This is a genomic window from Pseudomonas sp. Z3-6, assembly GCF_051131985.1.
GTDB classification, from domain to species: domain Bacteria; phylum Pseudomonadota; class Gammaproteobacteria; order Pseudomonadales; family Pseudomonadaceae; genus Aquipseudomonas; species Aquipseudomonas zanjanensis.
Genome location: NZ_CP071644.1, coordinates 6,208,683 through 6,235,473, shown reverse-complemented (window position 1 = coordinate 6,235,473; position 26,791 = coordinate 6,208,683). Strand labels below are relative to the sequence as shown.

General features: G+C 61.6%; 19 protein-coding genes. 7 read left to right on the top strand and 12 right to left on the bottom strand.

Annotated elements, in window-relative coordinates; translation table 11 throughout:
* Positions 1-46 precede the first annotated feature (46 nt).
* Together J3P88_RS26970 and J3P88_RS26965 are read left to right on the top strand one after the other, a co-directional pair.
* On the top strand, positions 47-754 hold the full coding sequence (locus J3P88_RS26970) for a hypothetical protein (RefSeq protein WP_434572640.1): 708 nt from the start codon (positions 47-49) through the stop codon (positions 752-754).
* Positions 751-1,428, top strand: coding sequence for a hypothetical protein (locus J3P88_RS26965; protein ID WP_434572639.1), 678 nt, complete (start codon positions 751-753; stop codon positions 1,426-1,428). Before J3P88_RS26970 ends, J3P88_RS26965 begins: the two co-directional genes overlap by 4 nt.
* A 185-nt stretch (positions 1,429-1,613) precedes the next feature.
* Here J3P88_RS26965 and J3P88_RS26960 read toward each other — a convergent pair whose 3' ends face one another.
* The 7 genes from J3P88_RS26960 to prmA all read right to left on the bottom strand — a co-directional run bounded on the left by J3P88_RS26960 (position 1,614) and on the right by prmA (position 11,336).
* Positions 1,614-4,391, bottom strand: a complete 2,778-nt coding sequence (locus J3P88_RS26960; RefSeq protein WP_434572637.1) for a response regulator — start codon at positions 4,389-4,391, stop codon at positions 1,614-1,616.
* A 99-nt stretch (positions 4,392-4,490) separates the two neighbouring features.
* The gene (gene purD, locus J3P88_RS26955; RefSeq protein WP_186730145.1) at positions 4,491-5,786 is read right to left on the bottom strand and encodes a phosphoribosylamine--glycine ligase; all 1,296 of its coding nucleotides are present in this window, start codon (positions 5,784-5,786) and stop codon (positions 4,491-4,493) included.
* A 213-nt stretch (positions 5,787-5,999) separates the two neighbouring features.
* Entirely contained in the window at positions 6,000-7,607 is a 1,608-nt protein-coding gene (purH, locus tag J3P88_RS26950; protein WP_434572635.1) for a bifunctional phosphoribosylaminoimidazolecarboxamide formyltransferase/IMP cyclohydrolase, read from the bottom strand.
* An 83-nt stretch (positions 7,608-7,690) separates the two neighbouring features.
* The gene (gene fis / locus J3P88_RS26945; protein ID WP_003186237.1) at positions 7,691-8,011 is read right to left on the bottom strand and encodes a DNA-binding transcriptional regulator Fis; all 321 of its coding nucleotides are present in this window, start codon (positions 8,009-8,011) and stop codon (positions 7,691-7,693) included.
* On the bottom strand, positions 8,008-9,015 hold the full coding sequence (gene dusB / locus J3P88_RS26940; protein WP_434572633.1) for a tRNA dihydrouridine synthase DusB: 1,008 nt from the start codon (positions 9,013-9,015) through the stop codon (positions 8,008-8,010). Before dusB ends, fis begins: the two co-directional genes overlap by 4 nt.
* Positions 9,016-9,200: 185 nt before the next feature.
* Positions 9,201-10,427, bottom strand: coding sequence for a DUF3426 domain-containing protein (locus tag J3P88_RS26935; RefSeq protein ID WP_434572631.1), 1,227 nt, complete (start codon positions 10,425-10,427; stop codon positions 9,201-9,203).
* 30 nt (positions 10,428-10,457) lie between these two features.
* Positions 10,458-11,336 (bottom strand): 50S ribosomal protein L11 methyltransferase, encoded by an 879-nt coding sequence (prmA, locus tag J3P88_RS26930; RefSeq protein WP_434572629.1) that lies wholly within the window; start codon positions 11,334-11,336, stop codon positions 10,458-10,460.
* 193 nt (positions 11,337-11,529) lie between these two features.
* Here prmA and J3P88_RS26925 point away from each other — a divergent pair, with 193 nt between their 5' ends.
* Positions 11,530-15,507, top strand: a complete 3,978-nt coding sequence (locus J3P88_RS26925; RefSeq protein ID WP_434572627.1) for a dermonecrotic toxin domain-containing protein — start codon at positions 11,530-11,532, stop codon at positions 15,505-15,507.
* A 78-nt stretch (positions 15,508-15,585) separates the two neighbouring features.
* Here the strand turns inward: J3P88_RS26925 and accC are convergent, their stop codons facing one another.
* From accC to gcbA, 5 genes are all read right to left on the bottom strand, one after another.
* Complete coding sequence (gene accC, locus J3P88_RS26920) at positions 15,586-16,941, bottom strand: acetyl-CoA carboxylase biotin carboxylase subunit (protein WP_186707891.1); 1,356 nt, start codon at positions 16,939-16,941, stop codon at positions 15,586-15,588.
* A 17-nt stretch (positions 16,942-16,958) separates the two neighbouring features.
* The gene (gene accB / locus J3P88_RS26915) at positions 16,959-17,420 is read right to left on the bottom strand and encodes an acetyl-CoA carboxylase biotin carboxyl carrier protein (RefSeq protein WP_060739348.1); all 462 of its coding nucleotides are present in this window, start codon (positions 17,418-17,420) and stop codon (positions 16,959-16,961) included.
* A 48-nt stretch (positions 17,421-17,468) separates the two neighbouring features.
* On the bottom strand, positions 17,469-17,921 hold the full coding sequence (aroQ, locus tag J3P88_RS26910) for a type II 3-dehydroquinate dehydratase (RefSeq protein ID WP_018605716.1): 453 nt from the start codon (positions 17,919-17,921) through the stop codon (positions 17,469-17,471).
* 458 nt (positions 17,922-18,379) lie between these two features.
* Positions 18,380-20,326 (bottom strand): methyl-accepting chemotaxis protein, encoded by a 1,947-nt coding sequence (locus J3P88_RS26905; RefSeq protein ID WP_434572624.1) that lies wholly within the window; start codon positions 20,324-20,326, stop codon positions 18,380-18,382.
* A 52-nt stretch (positions 20,327-20,378) separates the two neighbouring features.
* A complete protein-coding gene (gene gcbA, locus J3P88_RS26900; protein ID WP_305469547.1) occupies positions 20,379-22,049 on the bottom strand; it encodes a diguanylate cyclase GcbA in 1,671 nt (556 codons plus the stop codon).
* A 284-nt stretch (positions 22,050-22,333) separates the two neighbouring features.
* Between gcbA and J3P88_RS26895 the strand changes: the two genes are divergently transcribed.
* From J3P88_RS26895 to speA, 4 genes are all read left to right on the top strand, one after another.
* The gene (locus J3P88_RS26895) at positions 22,334-23,401 is read left to right on the top strand and encodes a DUF2333 family protein (RefSeq protein WP_186707897.1); all 1,068 of its coding nucleotides are present in this window, start codon (positions 22,334-22,336) and stop codon (positions 23,399-23,401) included.
* A gap of 3 nt (positions 23,402-23,404) precedes the next feature.
* Entirely contained in the window at positions 23,405-23,962 is a 558-nt protein-coding gene (locus J3P88_RS26890; protein ID WP_434572622.1) for an NUDIX hydrolase, read from the top strand.
* A 169-nt stretch (positions 23,963-24,131) separates the two neighbouring features.
* On the top strand, positions 24,132-24,503 hold the full coding sequence (locus J3P88_RS26885) for a translation initiation factor Sui1 (RefSeq protein WP_003197435.1): 372 nt from the start codon (positions 24,132-24,134) through the stop codon (positions 24,501-24,503).
* Between the two features lie 211 nt (positions 24,504-24,714).
* Entirely contained in the window at positions 24,715-26,628 is a 1,914-nt protein-coding gene (speA, locus tag J3P88_RS26880) for an arginine decarboxylase (protein WP_186707901.1), read from the top strand.
* The last annotated feature ends 163 nt before the right edge of the window (positions 26,629-26,791 follow it).

Genomic DNA, 26,791 nt, shown 5'->3' with positions numbered 1-26,791 from the left:
AAGGCGGCTACGTTGTAGTCGCCAACCATAAAAAAGGGTGAATGCAATGAATGATCGTTATTCGGTTTTTATTAATGCCGGGGCAGTAGTGATGTTGTCGCGGAGTATGGCAGAGCAGGAGAAAAACGATGTACTGGAGTCCCTGTTGTTTGCGCAACTAGTCGCCCATAAAAAGTACCCGGGTTATGCCATGGTGTCGAAATGGTATGAAGCGTATCGTGAAGTCTTGAAAAATGCCTGGCTGCAGAAGACTGTTGCATGGGGCAACTTCCTGCCTGATGAAGAATGCCACTTAACTACAGCGCAATGGCTGGGACGACGGTTGGAAGAGTTTGCCGATCAAACGGCTGCCGATGAAGTCACTTGCTTATTGGATCGTATCGCGAAACTACCCGGAACCCTGCCGGCCATGAAGCAGTTGCGCGAGCACGTCGTGCTGCCACAAGCAAACGACGAATCTGCCGCCAGGATCTGCTTGCAAGTGATCCTGGCCCAGCCGGGGACCCTGCTAAGCAGCGTCTACCTGAACTACGAGACTTCGCAAGCTGATATTTCCAACCCGTTTGGGCAGTGTCTGTCGGTCGCCAATGTTGTGGGGAATGTTCAGTCCAAGTGCTTCCAGGCCTGCTTATCGAAAGAGCTTTACGAACAGCTCCGCGGTGCGATCGTTCAAAAACTGGGCGATAAGCCCGCGAAGCATATCTTTGATATTTCGAGCGCTGTTGAACTCGATCCGGCGGAGGTAGCCCCGTGAGTGCCGGATATTTTCAGGATCATGACCAGGCGCTGTATAGCAGCGACGCCACAGGAGCGGCCGTGGTGGCGGGCAGTCTCGTTTCATTTGGCGAGGGCTTGTCCCGTCAGGATCGCGAAGACATCTGCCTGAGCAACCTGTACGCCCAGTTGGCGACACGCTCGGCTTACCGGGACGGATTGGTGGGCGACTGGTTCAGCTACTACACGAACAAGCTCAGGTACCTGGGGTGGGATTCGGCGCGCCCGCTCAGGTCTGGACAGCCTGGCGAGGGATCAATGGCCGAAAGTGTTTCCCATCAACTGTCCCAGTCATTCGAGGAGCGCTTCGCGCAGCCGGCGATTGAATCGATCGGAGCCCTGAAACGACATCCCGATGCCCTTGAGGTGTTCGAACGAGCTAGCCTGCAGCAGGAATCAGCATTCTTCCAAGTGATCCCTTGCCTACCGAAATCGTCAGGACGAATAGAAATCGCTCTCTATCACAAGCAATTCAGCATTCGTAGAACGGTTTCGACCTTTCTTTTTTGGCCGATCGAAGAGGTGGTGCAAACCAGCCTCGAAGAAATGGCGATTGTCACGTTCAGCACACTGCATTATTCAACGTTTCGGGAACGGGTGCGGGCGTCCGTTATCGCCGAAACAACCCGCAATATCCATGCACTGGAGTTTTGAACAAGGCTTCGGTTTCTAGTGTCCTGTTTCGCAAATACGTTTCTTTTTGACGAGTGGCTGTTTTCGTCAGGCAAGGCGCCGCGACGAGTCATAGCCCGCTATGGCGAGGAGCGGCAACGCAGCATGACGACAACAGACGCCGTCAAAAAGGAACAGTATTTGTGATATAGGACACTAGCGCAGGCCTAGGACGAATGCGCGGCGGTCTTGTTCTGCTGTTCGCGCTGGGCTACCCAGTGTTCGATCAGCTCGCGCAGTTGGGACAGCTCCACTGGCTTGGCCATGTGCCCGTCCATCCCGGCCTGGCGGGCGCGCTCCTTGTGCTCGGCCAGGATGTGCGCCGTGAGCGCTACCACTGGCGTGCGGGTGCGCTGGTTACCCATTTCCCAGGCACGCAATTGCTGGGTAGCGGAAAAACCATCAAGGATCGGCATTTCACAGTCCATCAGGACCAGGTCGTAGCGCTGCTCCTTCATGGCCTTGAGGGCTTCCTCACCGTTGCTGGCGGTGTCGGGTTGCAGGTTGAGCTTGCCGAGCATGCCGCGGATGACCTTGGTGGAGATGCTGTTGTCCTCGGCCACCAGGATGCGGAAGTCGCTCGGCACTTTCACCGGGATGGGCGGGCCTGCATTCACTTGCATGCTCGTCGCCTGGCCCCGGTTGCGCTGGTTCAGTTCGTCCGCCAGGGTGGTCTTGAGGGTATAGCCGGCCACCGGCTTGGCGAGGATGCGCTTGACCCCGCTGTTGCGCGCCACGATCTTGCTCGGCGCGTTGCTGATGCCGGTGAGCATGATCAGCAGGATGTCGTGGTTCAGGCTCGGATCTTCCTTGATCTTGGCCGCCAGTTGCATGCCGGTCATGCCCGGCATGTTCTGGTCCAGCAGCACCACGTCGAAATAATCGCGCAGGTGCGCCTTGGTGCGCAGCAGTGCCAGGGCTTCCTTGCCCGAGGGCACCGCGCTGACGTTCAGGCCCCAGGCGCTGCATTGCTGCACCAGTACTTTGCGGCAGGTGTCGTTGTCGTCGACGATCAACACCCGTGCCCCTTGCAGCGGGCCATCGAGATCGGAAGTCGGGTGTTCGAGGCGATCCGGGTCCAGCGGCAAGGTCAGCCACAGGGTACTGCCCTGGTTGCTGCCGCTTTTGATGCCGAATTCCCCGTGCATCAGGATGATCAGTTGGCGGGCGATGACCAGGCCCAGATTGCCGCCCAGGCGTGTTGCCGAGAGGAAGTTCTTGCTGTGCAGCTCGGCGTGCATCAGCGTGTCGCGCTCCTCTGCGTCCATCGGCGTCCCGCTGTCCTGCACGGCGATGCGCAGGCGGGGCTGATGGCTGCGTTCGTCGAGGGCGACGACGATCAGCACTTCGCCTTCGTCGGTCTTCTTCAGGGCATTTTCCAGCAGGCTCAGCAATGCCTGGCGCAGCCGCGTAGGGTCGCCGCTGATCACGCGTGGTACCTGGGGCTGGATGAAACTGATCAGCTCGACGTTCTGCTGTTCGGCCTTGGCGCGGAAGATGCTCAGGCAATCCTCGATCAGGGCATTGAGGTCGAACTGCACATCGTCCAATTCGATCTGCCCGGATTCGAGCCGGGAAATGTCGAGGATCTCGTTGATCAGGGTCAGCAGTTCATTGCCGGCGCTATGGATCGTCTGCACGTAGTCGCGCTGCTTGACCGACAGCGGCGTGCCCAGCAGCAACTCGGTCATGCCCAGCACGCCATTCATCGGGGTGCGGATCTCGTGGCTGATCTTCGCCAGGAATTCGGCCTTGGCATTGATTTCGGCATTGCTCGCCGCCAGGTCGCGGCTGAGGCTGAAACGGCTTTCGTTGATCGAGCGCTGGCGCTCGCCCAGGGCGACACTCATCAACAGGCCACTGATGCAGATGAAGACCAGCAGGGTAATGATCAAGCCTTGGGGTGCGACCTCCGTGAGCCCTTGCAACGCCGGCAGGATGATCAACGTGCCCAGGTTGAAGACCACCATGGCCGCGACGAACAGCCGGGCCGGGCGGTAGCCCTTTTGCCAGTGCCAGGCGCTGACGAACAGCATGCTCAGGCCGGCCAGGGCCACCAGGGCATAGGTCATGATATTGAGTGGCAGCGTGTTGACGAACAACAGCAGCAGGCTGCACAGCATGACGAACACAATGTCCCCCAGCAGCAGCCGGTTCAACGGGTGCGGGCCCAAGGGCGCGAAGAAGCGGTAGGCGAACATCAGGCCGCAAGGCGCCGTCAGCAACAATGCCAGGTAGGCCCCGGGCGTCTGCACCGCCGGCCAGTCGGGCAGCCAGGGGCCGGCCAGGTTCAGCAACAGCACCAGGCTGAGCATCAGCAGCCCTTCACAGGCGGCCAGCCACAGGCAACTGCGTGAACGGGTATAGGCGTAGCGGGTAAGGTTGTGCAGGATCAGCATGGCGATGCAGCCGAACAGCAGCCCATAAATCAGTGTCTGGTTCTGATCGGCCGCCGCTGTGACGGCCGATTGCAACGTGACGTAGGGGCGCAGTTCATAGCGCGAGGCCAATCGCAGGTAGACGTCCAGCGACTTGTCGCTGCGCGGCAGGGGCAATATGAAGTCACTGCTGGGCACCGACGGTTCGGTATGCGGCGTGGCATTGCCACTGACCTGTTGCTCGACCAGGGCGTCGCCGTCCAGCACGTAAAGGTTCAGGCGTGACAGGTCGGGTGCGAAGATGCGCAGGATCTGTTCGTGCCTGTCCGGGGCCAGGCGGAAACGCAGCCACAATGCACCACCAGGCTCGGCGGCCTTGAGGCGGTCCAGGTCGATGGGGCTGAATTGATTGGTATAGCGGGCGGATCGGATATCGCTCAGCGTCAGGTCGCCCTGCTCGTCGAGCAATACCGCCCAGCCACTGCCTGGCGCGGCCTGGGCCGGGAGCATGCAGAGCAACGTCAGCAGGGTGACGGTAAAGCCTATGGCAATCCTGAGCCAGCGCACGGCGAAATCCCTTCGTAGGTTGATGCCAGATTATAACTATGCGCGGCGCCGGAACAGTCAGGCAAGGGCCGCAGACCCTTGCCTGGCTGAATGGCTGGGTTATTCCAGATTTTCGCCGCGCTCGCGGGCAATGGCACGGTAGCCAATGTCCTTGCGGTAGAAACAACCTTCCCAGTCAATCTCGGCGGCAAGCTTGTAGGCCTGCTGCTGAGCTGCGTCGACACTGGCGCCCAAGGCGGTGGCGCACAGCACACGACCGCCGGCCGTGACCACTTGCCCATCCTTCAATGCCGTGCCTGCATGGAACACCTTGCCTTCCAGCCGGGCCGCGGCGTCCAGGCCCTGTATCGCGCTACCCTTGGCGTAGTCGCCCGGGTAACCGCCAGCGGCCAATACGACGCCGACGCTTGGGCGCGGATCCCATTGGGCTTCGATCTTGTCCAGGGCCTGGGCCAGCGCAGCCTCGACCAGCAGGACCAGGCTCGATTGCAGGCGCAGCATCACCGGCTGGGTCTCAGGATCGCCGAAACGGCAGTTGAATTCGATGACTTTTGGGTTACCAGCCTTGTCGATCATCAGGCCAGCGTAGAGGAAACCGGTGTAGACATTGCCTTCTTCGGCCATGCCGCGCACGGTAGGCCAGATCACCAGGTCCATGACGCGCTGGTGCACCTGTGCGGTCACCACCGGGGCCGGGGAGTAGGCGCCCATGCCGCCGGTGTTCGGGCCGCTGTCGCCATCGCCGACACGCTTGTGGTCTTGGCTGGTGGCCATCGGCAGGACGTTCTTGCCATCGACCATGACGATGAAGCTGGCTTCCTCGCCGTCGAGGAACTCTTCGATGACCACGCGGGAGCCGGCGTCACCGAAGGCATTGCCCGCGAGCATGTCACGCACGGCGTCCTCGGCCTCGGCCAGGGTCATGGCAACGATCACGCCCTTACCGGCGGCCAGGCCGTCGGCCTTGATCACGATCGGCGCGCCTTTCTCGCGCAGATACGCCAGGGCCGGTTCGATTTCAGTGAAATTCTGATAGTCGGCGGTCGGAATCTTGTGACGCGCCAGGAAATCCTTGGTGAACGCTTTCGAGCCTTCCAGCTGCGCGGCACCGGCGGTTGGGCCGAAGCAGTCCAGGCCACGGGAGCGGAACAGGTCGACCACGCCGGCGACCAGCGGCACTTCCGGACCGACGATGGTCAGCGAGACGTTCTTCTCGGCGAAATCGGCCAGTTGTTCCAAGGCCAGGACGTCGATGGCGACGTTTTCGCACTTGGCTTCGATGGCGGTGCCAGCATTGCCCGGTGCGACGAAAACCTTCTGCACACGGGGATCCTGGGCCACTTTCCAGGCCAGGGCGTGTTCGCGGCCACCGCTGCCAATGATCAAAACATTCATTTCAAAAACCTCGGATGACGCTGATTCTGTTGAGCACCGCAGAGATGCTTTTCTGTGGGAGCTGTGTGGGAGCTGGTTTTGTGTGGGAGCAAGGCTTGCCCGCGATGCAGGCGCCTCGGTCTACCAGGCAAACCGAGGTGATGCTATCGCGGGCAAGCCTTGCTCCCACAAAGCCTTGTTCCCACACAAATCCAGCTCCCACATTGATCGATGTTAGTGACGGAAGTGGCGCATGCCCGTAAAGACCATCGCAATGCCAGCCTCGTCGGCGGCCGCAATCACTTCATTGTCACGCATCGAACCACCCGGCTGGATCACCGCGGTGATGCCGACCTTGGCCGCGTTGTCGATGCCGTCGCGGAACGGGAAGAATGCATCGGAGGCCATGACCGCGCCCTGTACTTGCAAGCCGGCGTGCTCAGCCTTGATGGCGGCGATGCGGGCCGAGTTCACGCGGCTCATCTGGCCGGCGCCGACGCCGATGGTCTGGCGGTTCTTGGCGTAGACGATGGCGTTGGACTTGACGTACTTGGCGACTTTCCAGGCGAAGATCAGGTCGTTGATTTCCTGTTCGCTCGGGGCACGCTGGGTCACGACCTTGAGGTCTTCGCTGCCGATCATGCCGATGTCGCGGCTCTGGACCAGCAGGCCGCCGTTGACGCGCTTGTAGTCCCAGGCCGGCGCACGGTCGGCCGACCATTGGCCGCAGGCCAGCAGGCGCACGTTGGCCTTGGCGGCGACAATGGCGCGAGCTTCTTCGCTGACGGAAGGGGCGATGATCACTTCGACGAACTGGCGCTCGACGATGGCCTTGGCAGTCTCGGCGTCCAGTTCACGGTTGAAGGCGATGATGCCGCCGAAGGCCGACTCGGTGTCGGTGGCGTAGGCCAGTTCGTAGGCCTGGCGGATACCGCCCTCGGCGTCCGGGCTCACGGCCACGCCGCACGGGTTGGCGTGCTTGACGATCACGCAGGCCGGCTTGACGAAGCTCTTCACGCATTCCAGCGCGGCGTCGGTGTCGGCAACGTTGTTGAACGACAGTTCCTTGCCTTGCAGCTGGGTGGCGGTGGCAATGCCGACTTCGGCGGGCTTGGCTTCCACGTAGAACGCCGCGCTCTGGTGCGGGTTCTCACCGTAGCGCATTTCCTGGGCCTTGACGAACTGGGTGTTGAAGGTGCGCGGGAATTCGCTGCGGCCTTCCGTGCCCAGGGTTTCGGCAGCCTGGTTCACGGTGCCCATGTAGTTGGCGATCATGCCGTCGTAGGCGGCGGTGTGTTCGAAGGCCTTGAGCATCAGGTCGAAACGCTGAGCGTAGGTCAGGCCACCGGCCTTGAGGCTTTCCAGCACGCTGGCATAGTCGCTGGCGTTGACTACGATGGCGACGTCCTTATGGTTCTTGGCCGCCGAGCGGACCATGGTCGGGCCGCCGATATCGATGTTCTCGATGGCGGTCGGCAGGTCGCAGCCAGGCTTGTTGATGGTGGCTTCGAACGGGTAGAGGTTGACGGCTACCAGGTCGATTGGCTTGATGCCGTGTTCGTTCATGATGGCATCGTCGATGCCGCGACGGCCGAGAATCCCACCGTGGATTTTTGGGTGCAGGGTCTTGACCCGACCGTCCATCATTTCCGCAAAACCGGTGTAGTCCGCGACTTCCACTGCGGCGACGCCGTTGTCCTGCAGCAGCTTGAAGGTTCCGCCGGTGGAGAGAATCTCGACGCCCAGCTGTTGCAGCTCGCGGGCGAATTCGAGGATCCCGGTCTTGTCGGAAACGCTGATCAAGGCGCGGCGGATCGGCAGGCGGGTGGTCTGGTCGGTCATTTCAATTTCCATCAAAAGCAAGGGAAGTCAGCAAAAAAGGCGACCGTTTTTGATGCGGGCGCCTTTCTGGTTCGATTGAATGCTTACAGCAGGTCGTACTGCTTGAGTTTCTTTCGCAGGGTGCCGCGGTTCAGGCCCAGCAGCTCACTGGCTTTGGTCTGGTTGCCCTTGACGTAGTTCATCACGCTTTCGAGCAGAGGCGCCTCGACTTCGGAAAGCACCAGGTTGTACACATCCGTGACGGCAGCGCCTTCAAGGTGGGCGAAATAATTGTGCAGCGCCTTCTCGACACTCCCGCGAAGGGTCTGGCCTTCTTCGCTGGGCGTATTGAGGTGCTGTTTCAAATTCACGTTGTCGCTCACGGGTGTTGTTCCACTCACTAAAGTCTCGGTCATCATCGTCATGCGGCCACCCCTTCGTCCCCTGTCAGGCTCTTGTAACGCTCAGCGAAGAACGCCTGAACGTCGGCGCATTGTGCTTGCGTACCATCCAAACGATTGAAACGGGCGCGAAACTCCCTGGCGCCCGGCAGGGTTGCGAGATACCAGCCCACATGCTTGCGAGCGATGCGTACGCCCATGACTTCTCCGTAGAAGGCATGTAGCGCGGCCAGATGCTCTAGCAGAATACGTTCCACTTCGGACAACTGCGGCGCAGCGAGCTTTTCGCCGGTGCGCAGGTAATGTTCGATCTCACGAAAAATCCATGGCCGCCCCTGGGCGGCCCGGCCGATCAACAGCCCATCGGCACCGGTCGCGTCCAGCACGTACCGGGCCTTCTCCGGCGAATCGATGTCGCCGTTGGCAAACACCGGAATCGACACCGCCTGTTTGATCGCGGCGATGGTGTCGTACTCGGCCTCGCCGGTGTACAGGTCGGCACGGGTGCGGCCATGCACCGCCAGCGCCGTGATACCCGCCTGTTCGGCGATCTTCGCCACCACCAGGCCATTCTTGTTCTCCCGGTCCCACCCGGTGCGGATCTTCAGGGTCACCGGCACATCGACTGCGGCGACGACTGCCTGCAGGATCTCGGTGACCAGCGCTTCATCCTTCAACAGCGCCGAGCCGGCGGCCTTGTTGCAGACCTTCTTCGCCGGGCAGCCCATGTTGATGTCGATGATCTGCGCCCCCAGCTCGACGTTCGCCCGGGCCGCCTCCGCCAGAATCTGTGCGTCGCCACCGGCGATCTGTACCGAGCGGGGCTCGGGATCGCCTTCGTGGATCATGCGCAGACGCGATTTGCGGGTGTTCCACAAACTCATGTCGCTGGTGACCATTTCCGAAACCACCAGGCCCGCGCCCAATCGTTTGCACAACTGACGAAAGGGCTGGTCGGTGACGCCCGCCATGGGGGCGAGAACCAGGCCGTTCTGCAATGTATATGGGCCGATGCGTACCGCCGACATAGGACTTCCCTGAAGTGGGGCCGGATCATGAGACTTCGAAAAAGGGTTGGCATGATACCCGCTCTCGATGACTGGATAAAGATCGAATTGGATAAAATCTGAACAGCTATTTTGTTATCGCCAGCGGTTTGGTCTGGGTGGGGTCAGTCAGAAAGCTGCCGTCAATTGGCCGACCCTGGCCGGCTTCATTCGGGGGAATGGAAGCTCAGACTGTAGTTCACCGCCTTGGGGCCCGGATCCAGGATATCCAGTGCGATGTGGATGGGCGTCTGCGGCGGCATTTCGCCGCGGCCCTCAAGGTCGCCGCCCAGGTACTCCCCGGGCTTGAAGCGGCGGCTGGCGATCAGGTGCCCGTTGAGGTCGGCAAAGCGCAGCTCCAGCAACGGAAAAGGTTGGGAGAAGGGCGCACGGTTGTAGATGATCGCGTCCACTATCAGGGCGCCGCTGAATTCCGGATGGCTGCGCACTACCAGGTTGCTGCTCTTGATCTTGGCGATGTCGACCTTGGACGGTACGTCGCAGCCGATGGTCGGGCAGATTTGCAGGAACCATGGCCGGTACTGGTCTTGGCGGGCCAGTTCTTCGAAATGGTAGGCGATGTACTGGCCACCCAGGGCTGCGGCGGCGAGCAGGATCAGCAGAATCCACAACAGGCGTCGGCCCCAGGGCGAACGACGTTTGCGCCAGTCCAGTTGCAACGGGTCGTCGTCCAGGTCGTGGAGGGCTTCGGCGCGTATGCCCGGCTCCTGGCGCTCCCGTGACTTGCGCAGTGGCAGCGGTGGCTCGGGTTCGTCGTCGTGGTCGTCGGTAGCGGACAGGCGCTCGAGGTGTTCTTCGGGCTCGTCGTCCGGTGCGAGGTGGAGTGGGGCGACGGGTTCGTCGTCCGGTTCCAGCGGTTCGAGGGCCAGGGACAGGGACGGTTCGGTACGCGGCGGCCGCGCCGGTTCGTGGGGTTCGAACGGTTCGAAGGGCGTATCGAGGACGGTTTCGACGGGTTCGTCCGAGGTTTCGCTGTACAGGCTGTCGGGCCAGGCTTGTTGTTCGCCGGTAAGCGAATCGCGTTGCGCGCTCAGGTTGTCTTCCCGACGCCGACCGGCACTGCCTGGGGCGCGATTGTCACGTCGCTCCAGGCGCGCCAGTTCCTTGTCCAGGTCGTCCAGGTCCAGCTCGGCGGCGCTCCATTGTTTCTGGCTGATGGCCCGGGGTGGGGCTTCGGCGGCAGGCTTGGCGGGCGGCGCGACGGCGGGCGCGACTGGCTTGCCCGTGCGTTGTTCCAGCAGCTGTCGTGCGGCATTGAACACTTGCAGGCACGAGCCGCAACGAACCACCCCGCGGGCCACGCTCAATTGAGCATGGCTGACGCGAAAACGGGTGTGGCAATGCGGGCACTGGGTGACGAAGCTGTCAGTCATGCGGCAATCCGGTGGATACAGGCGCTCATTCTAGCGCCGACGTCCGGTGATGCGCACCCAGCCATCGCGATTGGCGATCGGGTCCAGGTCAAAGTCCGCGGCATAAGCGGCGGCGACTTCTTCGCCCTGTTCGGCGAGGATGCCCGACAGTGCCAGGCGTCCACCCGGCTTGACCAGGCTCGACAGTTGCGGCGCCAGGGACACCAGCGGGCCGGCCAGGATGTTAGCCACCAGCACGTCGGCCTGGACCTGGGGCAAGTCCTGCGGCAAGTACAACGGGAACAGGGATTCGGCGATGTTGTTGCGACCGGCGTTGTCGCGTGAGGCTTCCAGGGCCTGGACGTCGATGTCGGTGCCGACCGCTTCCTTGGCGCCCAGCAGGAGCGCGGCAATCGCCAGGATCCCTGAGCCACAGCCGAAGTCCAGTACGTTGCAACCCTTCAGGTCCTGGCCGTCGAGCCATTCCAGGCACAGCGCGGTGGTCGGGTGGGTGCCGGTGCCGAACGCCAGGCCCGGGTCCAGCAACAGGTTGACCGCGTCCGGCTCCGGCGCGGCATGCCAGCTCGGGACGATCCACAGGCGCTGGCCGAAACGCATCGGCTGGAAGTTGTCCATCCAGCTGCGTTCCCAGTCCTGGTCCTCGATCACTTCGCTGTGATGCTCGGGCAGCGGGCCGCCGGTCAGCAGTTCCAGATGGGCAAGCACACTGGCCGCCTCGGTGCCGCCTTCGAACAGGGCCAGCAGGTGGGTATGGGACCACAGCGGCGTGGTGTTGAGCTCCGGCTCGAAGATCGGCTGGTCTTCGGCGTCCATGAAGGTTACCGATACGGCACCTACTTCAAGAAACGCGTCTTCGTAGGTTTCGGCTTGTTCCGGGCTGATGGCCAGACGTACTTGCAGCCAAGGCATGGCGGGCACCTTTGAAAAAATCGACAGGGGGCAGCAGCGGGGCTGCAAAGGCGCGCAGTGTACGCCAGGTCGCCATCAAAGTGGATAAGGGAGGCCTGGAAGGTCCGGATGGGTGTTCCGATATATATATGTATGCCAACAGCCTGTCGCGAGGTGGATAAGGTGCGGGTCCAGACAACAGGGAAGGATGTGCATGGACAATACGACCGAGTGGCAGCGAAACAGGGATGGCGCGGTGCTGGTATCTGCGTCAAGGGGCCCCTCCCCCCAGTTGACGCTGGAAAAGTGGGCGCGCTGGCAAACCGTCATCGATGCACGAATGCGAACCCAGTTGGGGCTGCTGGAGGTGCTGGAAGAGTACCTTCTGGTTGAATTTCGCACTCGTTATCAGCAAGGCAACGTCGATTCACATTACATCGCCACGTTGCTCGACACGGTCCTGCAACGGATGGTCGACCAGGCACCCTTGGATTATGAGGAACAACGAGATGCGCCGTATCGCTGGCCTGGGGGGGCTGACCTTGGGTTTGCGGCGGAGCGCCGGGATGCCGTTGCCCAGATGGTGGAGGGGACTGTCTCGGGCTTCATCAACCACTACAAGGATTACCTGCGACGACATTGGAGGATGGCAGTCGATGATACCTCCCTTGAAGCGTCCATCGGCGAGCAGCTCACCCGCCATTCAACGGCAGTCGACGCGATGTTCCAACCCGATCGATTGGCCGCAATGGACGTTGAAACACTGCGCGCGGAGATTGAGGAGCTAGAGGTTTCCTGGCGTCGGCTGGTGCAATGGACCACGTTGGCAACCCAGCAGGAGCGGCAGCAATTGGCGGCGTTGGCGCGCGTGCAATTGCCTGATTGGCTACGCTGGCTGGGCGAAGTGGATCGAAACTGGCTGGAGACTTTGCAATCGCACGCCGTGCAAGCGCAGGCTCTGGTCGACGATTTGCTCGACGGCTTCGGCTCGCTGAAAGCATTCGCCCGACGTCAGGCCAAGGACTACATCAGGCATGAGCTGGACATGGATGTCGAGCCGGATAATGTCCGCGTGCAATTGCAGTGGCGAACCGTCATTGGCCAACCCGTGCGAACCAATAGCCTGAGCGAGTGGGTGGCAGCGGGCCTGATCAGGCCAGATGCCGTCTCGGTATTGCTGGTGGAAAATGGCGACATGTTACGCAACCAGCCCCTGGCACCCGCGTTCATCAGCCAATTGCTGGCTGTAGTGGATGCGTCGGCTGACTATTTGCCCGCATTGTCGAGCCGATATAACCGCGCGGACCTCAAGGACGCCATGCTCGATTGGTTCATGGCGCGGGTGAAGTACAGCGCGTATGTCGCACGTTGCGCCGGTCAGATGACGGTAGTCAGCCACGGTGAGCTCAACGCGTTATGGGGGAGTGAGCCCTCGGCGCAAACCTTGGGCGGATTGCAAGTCTCCAACGTTCAGTTACCCGGTGCCTTGACCTGCGCCGATCTGTTGCTGTTTTACCGTCAGGACGTGCGTGGGGAAGCCAGCCAGCTGTTGTTGTATGCCCCAGGCAAGCCAAATGGCCAGGAATGGATCAGGTTGGCTTCGCTTCGGGCCGTCAGTGCGGAAATCGGAGGCTGGACCGCAACCGAAGCCGGTCGCGAGTATTTATTACAGCAACTTTCACCGGTCGATCGTTCCAGGGGCCGGGAATACTTCGTCAACGTGACGGAGAAACCAACCCTATGGGATTTGAACGCTGATCCCAGGGGGAGGGTACGAGGTTTCGCGGCATGCCTCGAACATGCTGTGCTAACGGGGTTGCGCCATAACCTGATGCAGGTGGATATGAGCGAGTCGCCTCGTTGGTATTCGGCGTTGCCGTTGGAGTCGCGACGGAACATCAGTGGCTTGGACCAGGAGTTCCGGGTTCATCAGCAGGTTTTCAATGATCAACTCGCTGATTATGAGCTCTTCTTGAGCTTCGCCAAACGTACCGTCGCGCAGGCGATTGAACCCTACATGCGTAGCAAGGGCGTGTACGAGCCCGTGGATCCCGAAACGGTGCTTATCGACTACCAGCCAGGGTTGGCTGGCCAGGGAAAGGTCGCCACCTTGTTGGAATTGGCGATTCATGGCTATGACGATAACTCAGGCATCGATAATCCCAACAAAGGTGTGCGCTCCTCGGTTGGGCAGGCGCTGGAGCAGGTCCGCAGTGCTGACCTGGCGCGCTACATTCGCAGGGCGTACCTGGGCGAGCAATACGCCAGGCAGGTTCGCGCCGGCTTCCTCGACACCCGTGCGCCGGAATACTCGAAGCGCCGCGCCGCTTGTCGCCACATGCTGTTGGCGAGGATGGATCGTGACTTGCGTATCGCTTATGGCCAGTCTTTGTTAAGCGCTGATCAATTCAAATGGCTCACCCGCCAAGTCACGCTATTGAGCGACAACGGGCTTGATGACCGAGCCAAATATCCCGGCACGGCCGTGACACGTGAAGGTGTGCTCAGGTTTACCGTCGGCGGGCATGTGGTATTGGGCGTCTATGTGTTTGCCTACTTTGACCCCAAGGGTTCCTACTGGCTCTACATGCCCGATGCCCCGGACGGCATCCTGTTTCGCAACTACCTGGCGTTCGCCGGGGGCATCGCCGCGCGGTTGCATGATTATGTGCTGGAGCGGGTAGCGTTGACGGCGCGTTCCGAGGTTGGCGGTTCGCTGCGAGCCCTGGCGGCCGGTTCTTCGCGCGTCGATACATTGCGAGAGTTCAATCGGGTGGTCGACATCGGTGCAGAGTTCGACGCCTGCATCGAGCGCGCGATAACCGATGTGGAGGATGTCACCACCAGTCGCGCCGAGGTCATCAAGCATCAGGTCATCAAAGGACTGCTGCTTGCGGCTGTGCCCGTGTGCATGGTCTATCCGCCCTTTGTCTTGCTGCTGGACCTCACCTTTATCGGCATCAGTACCAGGCAGGCGATCGTGGCACATGTGCGAGGCGATACCCAGGAGGCACTTGAACAGTGGCTGGCCGTGTCCTGGGGGGCGTTGTTCGCCGTGCTGGGAGCGGCCAGCATGGCGGCAGTACTCGGGCGGACGGCGATGAACCTGAAGCTTGCGCTGAGGCCCCTGTCGTTGTCGGCGCAGCGCTTGAAAAGAACCGCGCCATCGGCCGCTGCCAAAGAAGCCGGGCCGCTGGTCCAGCCCCTGCGCTTGAAGCCAGGGCAGGCAGTCAAGGCAACGCCCGAGAACCTGGAGCCGGTAACCGAGGAGGGTATCTTCTATGGGACCTACCGTAGCCCGCCCAGCGTATCGCAACCGCGAGCCGCCTATTACATTCGGAGCCGAGGCCGGTATTTCCAAGTCAAGGAAGACCCTTATTTCGGTGGCGTGTGCCTGGTGGACGCCAGCCGGCCCGGCGCGTTATACAAACTGCCCATCCGCAGAATGGCGAATGGCAAGTGGGCGCATAACATTGTCGGCTTGAGGGGCGGCAATGACGGTGTGCGCTATTTGGGACGAGTCGATGATTTGCGGGAGGCATTTCCCGGGCGCATCCCCCCCAGCGTGACGAGAGGGGCGATGCAGGGCGAGACCGTCGTAGCCAGGTTCAGCGAGGCGGCGACGGACAATTATCTGTTCTCGTTGAATGCACAGACCTGTGTGGTCGCGTCTATGTACAACCCCGCCACCCGGATGGGGGCAGTCATTCATTTCGATCACAACATTCGAAAACTCATCGAGCGAGGCATCAAGGCTGTAACGTCGCGCCTGGGCGGACCTGCGAAAGACGTTCGTGTCACCCTGGTGGGCGGAGACTGGCTGACGGGGGCGGACATTGGTGAGCCGGTCAGGCAGGTGATGAGGCGCCAAGGCTTCCAGCCAACCTGGGATTACTGGTCGTATTCGTCTTGCTTTGGCAATACCTACGGTGTTTCGCTGGATCTAAAAAACGGTATCACATCGGTCTTCAAGACATCACAGAGCCTGGTCGAGCGCTATTACATCCCGGTGCTGGCTCGGGCGAAAAACAGTTCCGATCCCGTATCGACGCGTGCGCGTAAATTCATGGCGCGCGTGCGCAGTGAACCGCTGGTGGTCAATGCCAATGGTGCTGTTCGCACCCGCCAGGGCAGGCCGGCTACCGCGGCGCAACTCGAAGTGAACGAGTTCTCCCTGGTTGCGTTGACCTGATCCTTGATTCCGAGACAGATTCAAAAAAAAGACCCCGGTTCAAATGAGCCGGGGTCTTTTTCTACATCCCTTGGAACATCAGTGCTGGTTACCCAGCTTGTGCTCCAGGTAATGGATGTTGACGCCGCCTTTGCAGAAGCCTTCGTCACGTACGAGGTCGCGGTGCAGCGGGATATTGGTCTTGATCCCGTCCACTACGATTTCGTCCAGCGCATTGCGCATGCGCGCCATGGCTTCTTCACGGGTCGCCCCGTAGGTGATCAGCTTGCCGATCAGCGAATCGTAGTTCGGCGGAACGGCGTAGCCGCTGTACAGGTGCGAATCGACACGAACGCCGTTGCCGCCCGGGGCATGGAAATGCTTGACCGTGCCTGGGCTTGGCATGAAGGTCTTCGGGTCTTCGGCGTTGATCCGGCATTCCAGCGAATGGCCGCGGATGACCACGTCATCCTGGGTGAACGACAGCTTGTTGCCGGCGGCGATGCTGAGCATCTCCTTGACGATGTCGATACCGGTGACCATTTCCGAAACCGGGTGCTCCACCTGAACACGGGTGTTCATTTCGATGAAGTAGAAACGACCGTTCTCGTAGAGGAACTCGAAGGTACCAGCGCCGCGATAGCCGATGTCGATACAGGCCTTGACGCAACGTGCCAGGACTTCCTGGCGAGCCTGCTCGTCGATGCCCGGTGCCGGCGCTTCTTCGAGGACCTTCTGGTGACGACGTTGCAGCGAGCAATCGCGGTCGCCCAGGTGGATGGCTTGGCCCTGGCCGTCGGACAGTACCTGGACTTCGACGTGACGTGGATTGGTCAGGAATTTTTCCAGGTAGACCATCGGGTTGCCGAACGCCGCGCCAGCTTCGGAGCGGGTCAGTTTCGCCGAGGAAATCAGGTCTTCTTCCTTGTGTACCACGCGCATGCCGCGACCACCGCCGCCGCCAGCGGCCTTGATGATCACCGGATAACCCACTTCGCGACCGATGCGCAAAGCGGTTTCTTCGTCTTCAGGCAGCGGCCCGTCGGAGCCCGGAACGGTCGGCACGCCGGCGGCAATCATGGCGTGCTTGGCCGACACCTTGTCGCCCATCAGGCGGATGGTGTCGGCTTTCGGACCGATGAAGGCAAAACCGGAGTTTTCCACCTGTTCGGCGAAGTCGGCGTTTTCCGCCAGGAAACCGTAGCCCGGGTGAATGGCGGTGGCGCCGGTCACTTCGGCAGCGGCGATGATCGCCGGGATGTGCAGGTAGGAGTGCGCAGCCGACGCCGGACCGATGCAGACGGATTCGTCCGCCAGGCCCAGGTGCATCAGTTCTTTGTCGGCCTTGGAGTAAACGGCGACGGTCTTGATGCCCATCTCTTTGCAGGCACGCAGAATCCGCAGGGCGATCTCACCACGGTTAGCGATCAGGACTTTTTCCAACTTCGCAGTCATCAAAGGCTCTCCGCGGTTCAAACGATGGTGAACAGCGGTTGGTCGTACTCAACCGGCTGGCCGTCTTCGACGAGGATGGACTCGATCACACCGCTGGTTTCAGCTTCGATGTGGTTCATCATCTTCATGGCTTCGACGATGCACAGGGTGTCGCCTTTCTTCACGGTCTGGCCGACTTCAACGAAGGACGGCGAGGATGGCGAAGACTTGCGATAGAACGTGCCCACCATTGGTGAACGGGCAACAGTGCCGTTCAGCGTTGGTGCCGCCGGTGCGGCGGGGGCTGCGGCGGCAACCGGGGCTGCTGGAGCTGGCGCGGCGGCCGGAGCCTGCATCGGGGCCGGTGCATAGAACTGCTGGGCCGGGGTCTTGCTGTGGCGGCTGATGCGTACGGACTCTTCGCCTTCCTTGATCTCAAGCTCGTCGATGCCGGACTCTTCCAGCAATTCGATCAATTTCTTAACTTTACGGATATCCATGAATCATCAACTCCCAAGGGTCGGTCAGGGGCGCTTAACGCTTGTTGTTCAAGCTGTTGCCTGTTTCTCAAGCTGCTCTAGGGCGGCCTCCAGGGCCAGTCGGTAACCGCTGGCGCCAAGGCCGCAGATCACTCCCACTGCTACATCGGAGAAGTAGGAGTGATGGCGGAAAGGTTCGCGTTTGTGCACGTTGGACAAATGCACTTCGATGAATGGGATGCTCACCGCCAGCAGCGCGTCACGTAATGCGACACTTGTGTGTGTAAAAGCTGCTGGATTGATCAAAATGAAGTCCACGCCTTCGCCACGCGCGGCATGGATACGGTCGATCAATTCATATTCGGCGTTGCTTTGCAGATAGAGCAAATGATGGCCGGCGTTGCGGGCCCGCTGTTCCAGGTCCTGGTTGATCTGGGCCAGGGTCACGGCGCCGTAGACGCCCGGTTCGCGGGTGCCCAGCAGGTTCAGGTTGGGTCCGTGCAGGACCAATAGGGTCGCCATCTGCTGTTCCTTGTTATCTGTGAGCAGGTATCAGAACCCGGCGACTATGCCGCAAAGCCTTAATGACTGTCCAGTTCTCGGCAATAGCCAGCACGATGACCGATGTTTGCGCGAAATTTATGACCCAGGCCCGTGATCCGGTCATACGGTTGGAAACCGAACCCCTGTGGGAGCGAGCTTGCTCGCGATGACGGCTGCACAGCCAACACCAATGCAAGCTGACCCACCGATATCGCGAGCAAGCTCGCTCCCACAGGCGGTGGCGGTTGACGGTGAGTGTTCACTTTCTCTCGGAATCGACCCGGTGGCGAGGGAGCTTGCTCCCGTTGGGCTGCGCAGCAGCCCCAAGACCATCCAACACGGTGTGTCGGAAAAAACCAGTAGGCAGGTTCTACGACTGCTGCGCAGCCGAGCGGGAGCAAGCTCCCTCGCCACGGTGATTCATAGGGTGCTTGGTGCTAAACCCGAAACGCCTGGACTGCGGTGTGCAATTGCCCGCCCAGCACCAAGAGATGGTCGCCTTGCTCCCGGCCCTGGCCGATGCGCAGCAGGTTGTCCCCGCCCAGTTGGTGAATCCGCTCGCTATGGTCGCGGATTTCGCTGACGGCGCCGCTTTGTTGGGCGGTGACGTCGGCGATGCGGACCGCTGTGTCGGCGATGGTCTGGATGGCGCCGACGATTTCATCCAGTGCACCGTCCGCCGCTTGCGCCTGGCTGGCGGTGGCTTCGGCGTGTTCGACCTGGGCGCGCATGCCGTCCACCGATTGGCGCGCGGCCAATTGCAGGCGGGCGATCAGGGTCTGGATTTCGGCGGTGGCGCCGGCCGTGCGTTGGGCCAGGGAGCGGACTTCCTCGGCCACCACCGCAAAGCCCCGGCCCATTTCCCCGGCACGGGCTGCTTCGATGGCGGCGTTGAGGGCCAGCAGGTTGGTCTGGTCGGCAATCGAGCGAATCACCGTCAGCACGCCGCCGATAGTGGCCGACTCCTCGGCCAGTTGTTCGATCATCTGCGCGTTGCCTTGCACTTCCCCCACCAGCGCGTGCAGGCCCGTGAGGCTCAGGCCGATGACTTTCTGCCCTTGCTCCACTGCTTGCCCGGCGCTGCGGCTGGCGTCTGCGGCCTGGCTGGCGTCGCCGGCGACTTGCTGGATCGTCGCTTCCAGTTCGCTGAGGGAATCACGGATCAGCGCCGTGTCGCCGGCCTGATGCTCGGCCCCGCTGTGCAATTCGCCGCTCAGATCGGCCAGGGCCCGGCTGCTGCCCGCGACCTGTTCGGCATTCACCCGAATGGTGCCCACCAGGTCCACCAGATAAGCGCGCAGGCGATTGAGCGAAGCCTCGATGTCTTGCATTTCGCGGTTGCTGGCGCCCACGTGGATGCTCCGGCTGAAGTCCCCTTCGGCCCAGGTCGACAGGGCCGGAGCCAGGTGCGTCAAGGTGCGGGCCAGGCGTCGCTGCAAGGTGTCGATCAACAGTGCGATCAGCAGGATCAGGCCGATCATCACCCCCTGAATCAAGCGTACCTCCCCCTGGATCTGCCCATGCTGGGCCCGCACGGCCGGCTCCAGGGTATCGATCGCGGTTTGCACGTCGGTGATTTTCAGGTGTGTGGCGCTGCTTAGCTCGGTGCGTTTCTGGATCAATTCACGGGTGCGGGTCAATTCCGCCGGATAACGGCCGAGCAGGCTGTTGAGTTCGCGCTTGAGGGCGATGCCAGCGTCTTCGGCGGCTGCTTTTTCCTGAGTCTCCAGGCCCATCAGCGCGGCGAAATCATCGCTGCCCGAATCGCTGCTGGCGGTGACACCCAGCAGCGGCAGGCTATCGAGGCGTTCGGCCTCGACACGGATGCTCGCCAGTTCCCGTTCGACATCGGCGGCCAGTTCGCTGCGGCCGCTGCTGACCAGTTTGTCCCGTGTGAGGGACAACCGGCCCAGGTGCTGCGACGCGGCGAACAAGGGAGGCAAGTAGGCTGGGGCGCCGTTGGCGTATTGGGCCAGTTGATCGAGGCTGGCGCTCAGTTCGCGCTCGGCCTGCAGCAGCAACGCCTGCGGATCACCGGCCAGTTTGCCGGCGGCCAGCAGATCGGTCTTGCTGAAGCTATCGAGGTTCGACAGGCTCGGACGCAAGGTTTTGGCCAGCTCCAGGGGAAACTGGTCGAGGTCTTTTTGCAGCGTTTCCAAGGCCTGGGTGGCCGCGCTCAGGCGCAAGGCGTCGCCGCTGGCCAGGTAGTCCTCGATGTTGCGCGCCACTTCGCCTTGGAACTGCCGCGACAGGCCCAGATAACGCTCCATCAGCAAGTAGGGCCGCTCCAGGGCGATCTGCGACCACCATAGGGTGACCCCGAGGCCCAGGCAAACGGCAACTAAAAGAAGGGTGTTGAGATTGGTCAGCAGCTTCAGGCGCATCAAGGGTCTACCGGGGGCAGAATCGTAAGTGCCTGAATTTATTGCGCTTGAGTTACAGGTTTATGACTGAATCAGTCGATTCCGATGAAAAAGTGGCACTTTGCTTTGATTGACGGGCGCTCTGTACCCGGTTGCGTCCGGCGTGCTTGGCGCGATACAGCGCTTCGTCCGCCTGGCTGGCCATCATCAGGCTGTCGGAGTCATCGCTCATTTCCACCACGCCAGCACTGAAGGTGCACCACAAATCATGGGGCTGGGCCGGGTAATGGATTTCGGCAAAGCGCTGGCGAATCTCATCCAACACCTTGCAGGCAGCGTCGATGTCGGTGTCGGGCATGACAATGGCGAACTCTTCGCCGCCGTAACGGCCGATGAAGTCGGTCTTGCGCAGGCGTTGCTTGAGAAACAGCGCCAGGCTCTTGATCACCCGGTCGCCCATGGGGTGGCCGTGGCTGTCGTTGACCCGTTTGAAGTGGTCGATGTCGAGCATGGCGAAGCTCAGGGGCTTGCCTTCGCGGCGGGCGCGGAAGCTGCAATCTTCGAGTAATTGCAGGATGTGGGTGTGGTTGTACAGGCCGGTGAGGCTGTCGCGCACCATCCGCGCCTTGAGGTTGCGCGCCCGGGCCGCACGGTTGCGCACGGTGGTGATCAGGTGCCGAGGCTTGATCGGCTTGGTCAGGAAGTCGTCGCCACCTTCGCTCATGGCGTCGAGCTGCTTGTCCAGGTCGTCTTCGGCGGACAGGTAGATGATCGGCACGCTGACGTAGCGGTCATTGTGGCGGATCACCTTGGCCAGTTCCGTGCCGGTGCAGGCGGGCATGTACATATCGAGGATGATCAGGTCGGGCTGGAAATCCGCCAGCTCGGCCATGGCCTGGATCGGTTCGATCAGCGTGCGGGTAATGATGCCGGCGCTGTTGAGCAGGCGCTCGGTGTGCAAGGCCTGGGCACGGGAGTCATCGATGATCAGCACTTTGTAGGGATCGTATTGGGCAACGCAGGTCAGCACCTCGATCTTTTCCAGCAGGCTCGAGGCTTCGAGGGTGCCGGTGAGGAATTCCTGCCCGCCGGCGCGTACCGCGGCCAGGCGTGTCGGCGTGTCGGTTTCCAACAAACTGAAGAACAACAGCGGCAAAGGTTGCTCCAGGCCTTCCTGGGCTTCGGCGGCCAGTTTCAGGCCGGTGCCGGGGCCGCTGAAGTCCACATCCATGACAATCGCCGCCGGCAGGCGCTCGACCATCGAGGCCCGGAACGCCGCGACACTGTCCAGCGCCTGGGCGCTGAGGCCGAAGAATTCCAATTGCTTGGCCAGGCGCTCGGCGCGGTCATGGTCCTGCAGCATCACGTAGATGGGTTTGCGCAGCGGCGGCAGGAAGGTTTGTTCGAGCTGGTCGCCGTGGCGCAGGCCGGTGCGCGACAAACGCTGCATCAGGCGGTTGATTTCGGTGATCAGGTGGCTGCTCAGGCGCCCACGATTGGCATCCACCGCTTGCAGCGACTGGCTGATGCCTTGGGCCAGTTGGGAGTGCTCGGGCTGTTCGAAGCGCTCGGCAAAGCGCAGCAGGCGCAGGTTGGCTTCGCTGAGTTCCGAGAGGTCGGTACTTGACCATTCGCTGCGTTGCAGGCGCTGCCAAATCTCCAGGATCTGACGAGCCTGATGAATTACCCGCTGGGCAAAGTGGTGCTTGAGGCGCTCACGGCTGGGGTCTTCTGGCTCGGTCATATCCTGACTACTAGTTAGGGTGCATGCTGAGATCGACTGGTGGCTCTATGCTAGCACCTCTTTTCCCTCGCATGAGTGTCGTACGTCAATATTCTGTCCAGTCGCGAAATTCAGTTTGTGACTGGACAGTCTCGTAGGCCGATGGCAACGCTTCCTTTATAGTGCTGTTCGATTGCCCTGTCGCGCCCGGCATGATTGGCGCCGCATTATCGCGTTTCAAATCAGGCACGATGGCGTAGGGTTGTGGTCGAACCGAGAACTCAAGTGATTGAAGGAACATCGCCATGCTGGACTGGAAAAACCGCGCGGGCAGCGCGCCTGAACGCGCCGCCGAGCCGAAATCGGCCACCCGCAGCTACCTGGGTGGGCTTTTTTTCAGCCGCGCACTGGCCACGCTGATCGCCCTCTACCTGCTGGTGACCATTGCCGTCGGCTGGTACTGGAGCCAGGAGCCCGCGTTGTTCCCCGTGCAGCAGAACGCCCAGGCCGCGGCCGAGAAGGACGGTCGGCAGATGGTGGTGGGCTACACCACGGTCGAGACCCTCAAGACCGTGGCCGGGACCTTGCTGACCAAGCAAGGTGGCTACATCTCCAACGACCGCTTCCCGCCGGGCCTGTGGATGGACAACATGCCGAGCTGGGAATATGGCGTGCTGGTGCAGGTCCGCGACCTGAGCCGTGCCCTGCGCAAGGACTTCGCCCGCTCCCAGTCCCAGTCCGCCGAGGACGCCGACCTGGCCAAGGCCGAGCCGCGCTTCAACTTCGACAACCGCAGCTGGGTGCTGCCCTCCAGCGAATCCGAATACCAGGAAGGCATCAACTCCCTGAGCCGCTATCAGGCGCGGCTGTCCGACCCGAACCAGAAAAGCGCGCTGTTCTACGCGCGCGCCGACAACTTGAACAACTGGCTGGGCGACGTCGGCACGCGCCTGGGTTCGTTGTCCCAGCGCCTGTCGGCCAGCGTTGGCCGGGTCAAGCTCAACACCTCGCTGAAAACCGAAGTTCCGGCCCCGGGCCAGGTGCCGCAGGTGGACGAAGAGGTGGTCGAGACCCCATGGCTGCAGATCGACAACGTGTTCTATGAAGCCCGCGGCCAGGCCTGGGCGCTGTCGCACCTGCTGCGCGCCATCGAAGTGGACTTCGCCGATGTGCTGGCGAAAAAGAACGCCACGGTCAGCGTGCGGCAGATCATTCGTGAACTGGAAGCGTCCCAGGAACCGGTCTGGAGCCCGATGATCCTCAACGGCAGCGGCTTCGGTGTGTTGGCGAACCACTCGCTGGTCATGGCCAACTACATTTCCCGGGCCAACGCAGCGGTCATCGACTTGCGGCAACTGCTGAACCAGGGTTGATCCATGAACGAAAGCCCCCGGGAGGTCGCTCACCGAGTGGCCTCGGATGCCGAGTTGATCGCGTGGGTCGACGAGCACGACAACCTGCTCGGCAGCCTGGTGCGTTCGGAGTTGCGCGAACGCGGGCTGATCGGACGTGGCACCTACATCATGCTGTTCAACTCGGCCGGTGAACTGTGTGTTCACCGGCGCACCCTGAGCAAGGCCATCTACCCGGGGTTCTGGGACGTGGCGGCGGGCGGCATGGTCCAGGCCGACGAGACCTATGCCGAATCGGCGGCCCGTGAACTGGCGGAGGAGCTGGGCGTGAGCGGCGTGGAACTGACCGCCCATGACCATTTTTATTTCGAAGACCCCGGCAGTCGCCTGTGGTGCTCGGCGTTCTCGGCGGTGTGGGACGGCCCATTGGTCCTGCAACCCGAAGAAGTCCTCGAAGCGCGTTTCCTGCCCCTCGAACAGGTGCTCGATGAAATCCAGCGCATGCCTTACTGCCCGGACTCCCTGGCGGCACTTGAGCGCTATTTGCGCGTCCACGGTGGCAGCGTCGCAAAGAAGCTATAAATTGGCGCTGATTGGCCCTTAGCAAGTCGCCTTTTTGCCGTTACACTGCGCGACTTTTCAAGCTGAACCGTGTCTGCGGTCCAGTAGCGCTGCCCCTGCCTGAGTGGGGTTTCGCGGTCGAGGCCCATTCTCCCCTCGACCAGTCTTTGTCCTCCCAAGAGGATTGCCGGTGGCCAAAAAAGCCGCATCCTTCGCCGCCCTGGGCGGCCTGGTATTTTCTACCGACGCCGGTCGTCATTGCCCTGATTGCCGTCAGCCGGTGGATGCCTGCATCTGCAAACAGACCGCCATCCCCGCCGGTGACGGCATTGCCCGTGTGCGCCGGGAAAGCAAAGGGCGCGGCGGCAAGACGGTGACCACGATCACCGGTGTGCCGTTGGCCGAAGACGCGCTCAAGGAACTGGCCACCACGTTGAAGAAACGCTGTGGCACCGGTGGTGCGTTGAAAGACGGCATCATCGAGATCCAGGGCGATCACGTCGAGCTGCTGCTGGCGGAACTGGTCAAGCACGGCTTCAAGGCAAAGAAATCCGGCGGCTAGCAGCTTCTGTGAAAACCACCCTCGGCTTGACCCGGACTCGCCGTCCGAGGTCGCCCGCATGGTTTTCACAGAGCCTGTTCTGAACGGGTTTCTAAACTCATCGCTGGGAGCAGGGTCTACCTTGCTAACAGGCAATTCGTCATTTTCACTCTCTAGACTGCCCCAGCCTCCGACCGGATGGTGCATTTTGACTTCTTTATAGGGGACTTCGATGTCCGTACGACGCACACGCAAAGACGATGGCAGCCAATGGACAGTTGCGGACAGCCGCAGCGTTTACGGGATTCGCCATTGGGGGGCCGGGTATTTCGCGATCAATGAAGCCGGTCGCGTCGAAGTCCGTCCGAACGGTCCAGGCAGTTCGCCCATCGACCTGTTCGAGCAAGTCGACCAGTTGCGCCAGAGCGGCCTCTCGCTGCCGTTGCTGGTGCGCTTCCCCGACATCCTGCAAGACCGTGTGCGCCAGCTCACCGGCGCGTTCGACAGCAACATCGCGCGCCTGGAATACCAGAGCAAGTACACCGCGCTCTACCCGATCAAGGTCAACCAGCAGGAAGCGGTGATCGAAAACATCATTGCCACCCAGAACGTCTCCATCGGCCTGGAAGCCGGTTCCAAGCCGGAGCTGCTGGCGGTGCTGGCCCTCGCACCGAAGGGCGGGACCATCGTCTGCAACGGCTACAAGGACCGCGAGTTCATCCGCCTGGCGCTGATGGGCCAGAAGCTTGGCCACAACGTTTTCATCGTCATCGAGAAAGAGTCCGAAGTCGGCCTGGTGATCGAAGAGGCCGCGGTGCTCAAGGTCAAGCCACAGGTCGGCCTGCGGGTGCGCCTGTCGTCCCTGGCGTCGAGCAAGTGGGCCGATACCGGTGGCGAGAAGTCCAAGTTCGGCTTGTCGGCCGCGCAACTGCTGTCGGTGGTCGAGCGTTTCCGCGCGGCTGGCCTGGACCAGGGCATCCGCCTGTTGCACTTCCACATGGGTTCGCAGATCGCCAACCTGGCGGACTACCAGCATGGCTTCAAGGAAGCGATCCGTTACTACGGTGAGCTGCGCAACCTCGGCCTGCCGGTGGATCACATCGACGTCGGCGGCGGCCTCGGCGTGGACTACGACGGCACGCACTCGCGCAATGCCAGCTCGATCAACTACGACATGGACGATTACGCCGGTGTCGTGGTTGGCATGCTCAAGGAATTCTGCGACGCCCAGGGCCTGCCGCACCCGCACATCTTCTCGGAAAGCGGCCGCTCGCTGACCGCTCACCACGCGATGCTGGTGGTGCAGGTGACCGACGTCGAAAAACACAACGACGACGTGCCGGCGATCGACAACAAGCAGGAACTGCCGGAAACCGTGCAATGGCTGGTTGACCTGCTGGGCCCCACCGACATCGAGATGGTCACCGAGACCTACTGGCGCGCCACGCACTACATGAGCGACGTGGCGGCGCAATATGCCGACGGCAAGCTGACCCTGGCGGAAAAAGCCTTGGCCGAGCAGTGCTACTTTGCCGTGTGCCGTCGCCTGCACAACTCGTTGAAGGCCCGCCAGCGCTCGCACCGCCAGGTGCTGGACGAACTCAACGACAAGCTGGCCGACAAGTACATCTGCAACTTCTCGGTATTCCAGAGCCTGCCGGACACCTGGGCCATCGGCCAAGTGCTGCCGATCCTGCCGCTGCATCGCCTGGACGAAGAGCCGCTGCGCCGCGCCGTGCTGCAAGACCTGACCTGCGACTCCGACGGCAAGATCAAGCAGTACGTCGACGAGCAGAGCATCGAGACCAGCCTGCCGGTGCACGCCCTCAATCCCGGTGAAGATTACCTGCTGGGCATCTTCCTGGTGGGCGCCTACCAGGAAATTCTCGGCGACATGCACAACCTGTTCGGCGATACCGACTCGGTGAACATCTACCAGAACGCCGACGGCAGTGTGTACCACGCAGGCATCGAAACCCACGACACCATCGAAGACATGCTGCGCTACGTGCACTTGTCGCCAGAGGAGTTGATGACGCACTACCGCGACAAATGCGCCAGCGCCCGCATCAGCGCCGCCGAGCGCACCCAGTTCCTCGATGCGCTGCGTTTGGGGCTGACGCGTTCGTCGTATCTGTCGTCCTGATAGAAGATAGCCCCACAGCCGCTCCCTCAAGGTTGGCGCGATTCACTGTGGCGAGGGAGCTTGCTCCCGCTGGGCTGCGCAGCAGACCCATTCGTTGTGGCTGCTTCGCACCCAAGCGGGAGCAAGCTCCCTCGCCACAGGATTGCATCAGGTCCACCTCTTG

Coding starts and splice junctions, on each gene's coding strand:
- J3P88_RS26970 (WP_434572640.1), top strand. CDS start 47: ATGAATGATCGTTATTCGGTTTTTATTAATGCCGGGGCAGTAGTGATG.
- purD (WP_186730145.1), bottom strand. CDS start 5,786: ATGAATGTTTTGATCATTGGCAGCGGTGGCCGCGAACACGCCCTGGCC.
- purH (WP_434572635.1), bottom strand. CDS start 7,607: ATGACCGACCAGACCACCCGCCTGCCGATCCGCCGCGCCTTGATCAGC.
- fis (WP_003186237.1), bottom strand. CDS start 8,011: ATGACGATGATGACCGAGACTTTAGTGAGTGGAACAACACCCGTGAGC.
- dusB (WP_434572633.1), bottom strand. CDS start 9,015: ATGTCGGCGGTACGCATCGGCCCATATACATTGCAGAACGGCCTGGTT.
- J3P88_RS26935 (WP_434572631.1), bottom strand. CDS start 10,427: ATGACTGACAGCTTCGTCACCCAGTGCCCGCATTGCCACACCCGTTTT.
- prmA (WP_434572629.1), bottom strand. CDS start 11,336: ATGCCTTGGCTGCAAGTACGTCTGGCCATCAGCCCGGAACAAGCCGAA.
- J3P88_RS26925 (WP_434572627.1), top strand. CDS start 11,530: ATGGACAATACGACCGAGTGGCAGCGAAACAGGGATGGCGCGGTGCTG.
- accC (WP_186707891.1), bottom strand. CDS start 16,941: ATGACTGCGAAGTTGGAAAAAGTCCTGATCGCTAACCGTGGTGAGATC.
- accB (WP_060739348.1), bottom strand. CDS start 17,420: ATGGATATCCGTAAAGTTAAGAAATTGATCGAATTGCTGGAAGAGTCC.
- aroQ (WP_018605716.1), bottom strand. CDS start 17,921: ATGGCGACCCTATTGGTCCTGCACGGACCCAACCTGAACCTGCTGGGC.
- J3P88_RS26905 (WP_434572624.1), bottom strand. CDS start 20,326: ATGCGCCTGAAGCTGCTGACCAATCTCAACACCCTTCTTTTAGTTGCC.
- gcbA (WP_305469547.1), bottom strand. CDS start 22,049: ATGACCGAGCCAGAAGACCCCAGCCGTGAGCGCCTCAAGCACCACTTT.
- J3P88_RS26895 (WP_186707897.1), top strand. CDS start 22,334: ATGCTGGACTGGAAAAACCGCGCGGGCAGCGCGCCTGAACGCGCCGCC.
- J3P88_RS26890 (WP_434572622.1), top strand. CDS start 23,405: ATGAACGAAAGCCCCCGGGAGGTCGCTCACCGAGTGGCCTCGGATGCC.
- speA (WP_186707901.1), top strand. CDS start 24,715: ATGTCCGTACGACGCACACGCAAAGACGATGGCAGCCAATGGACAGTT.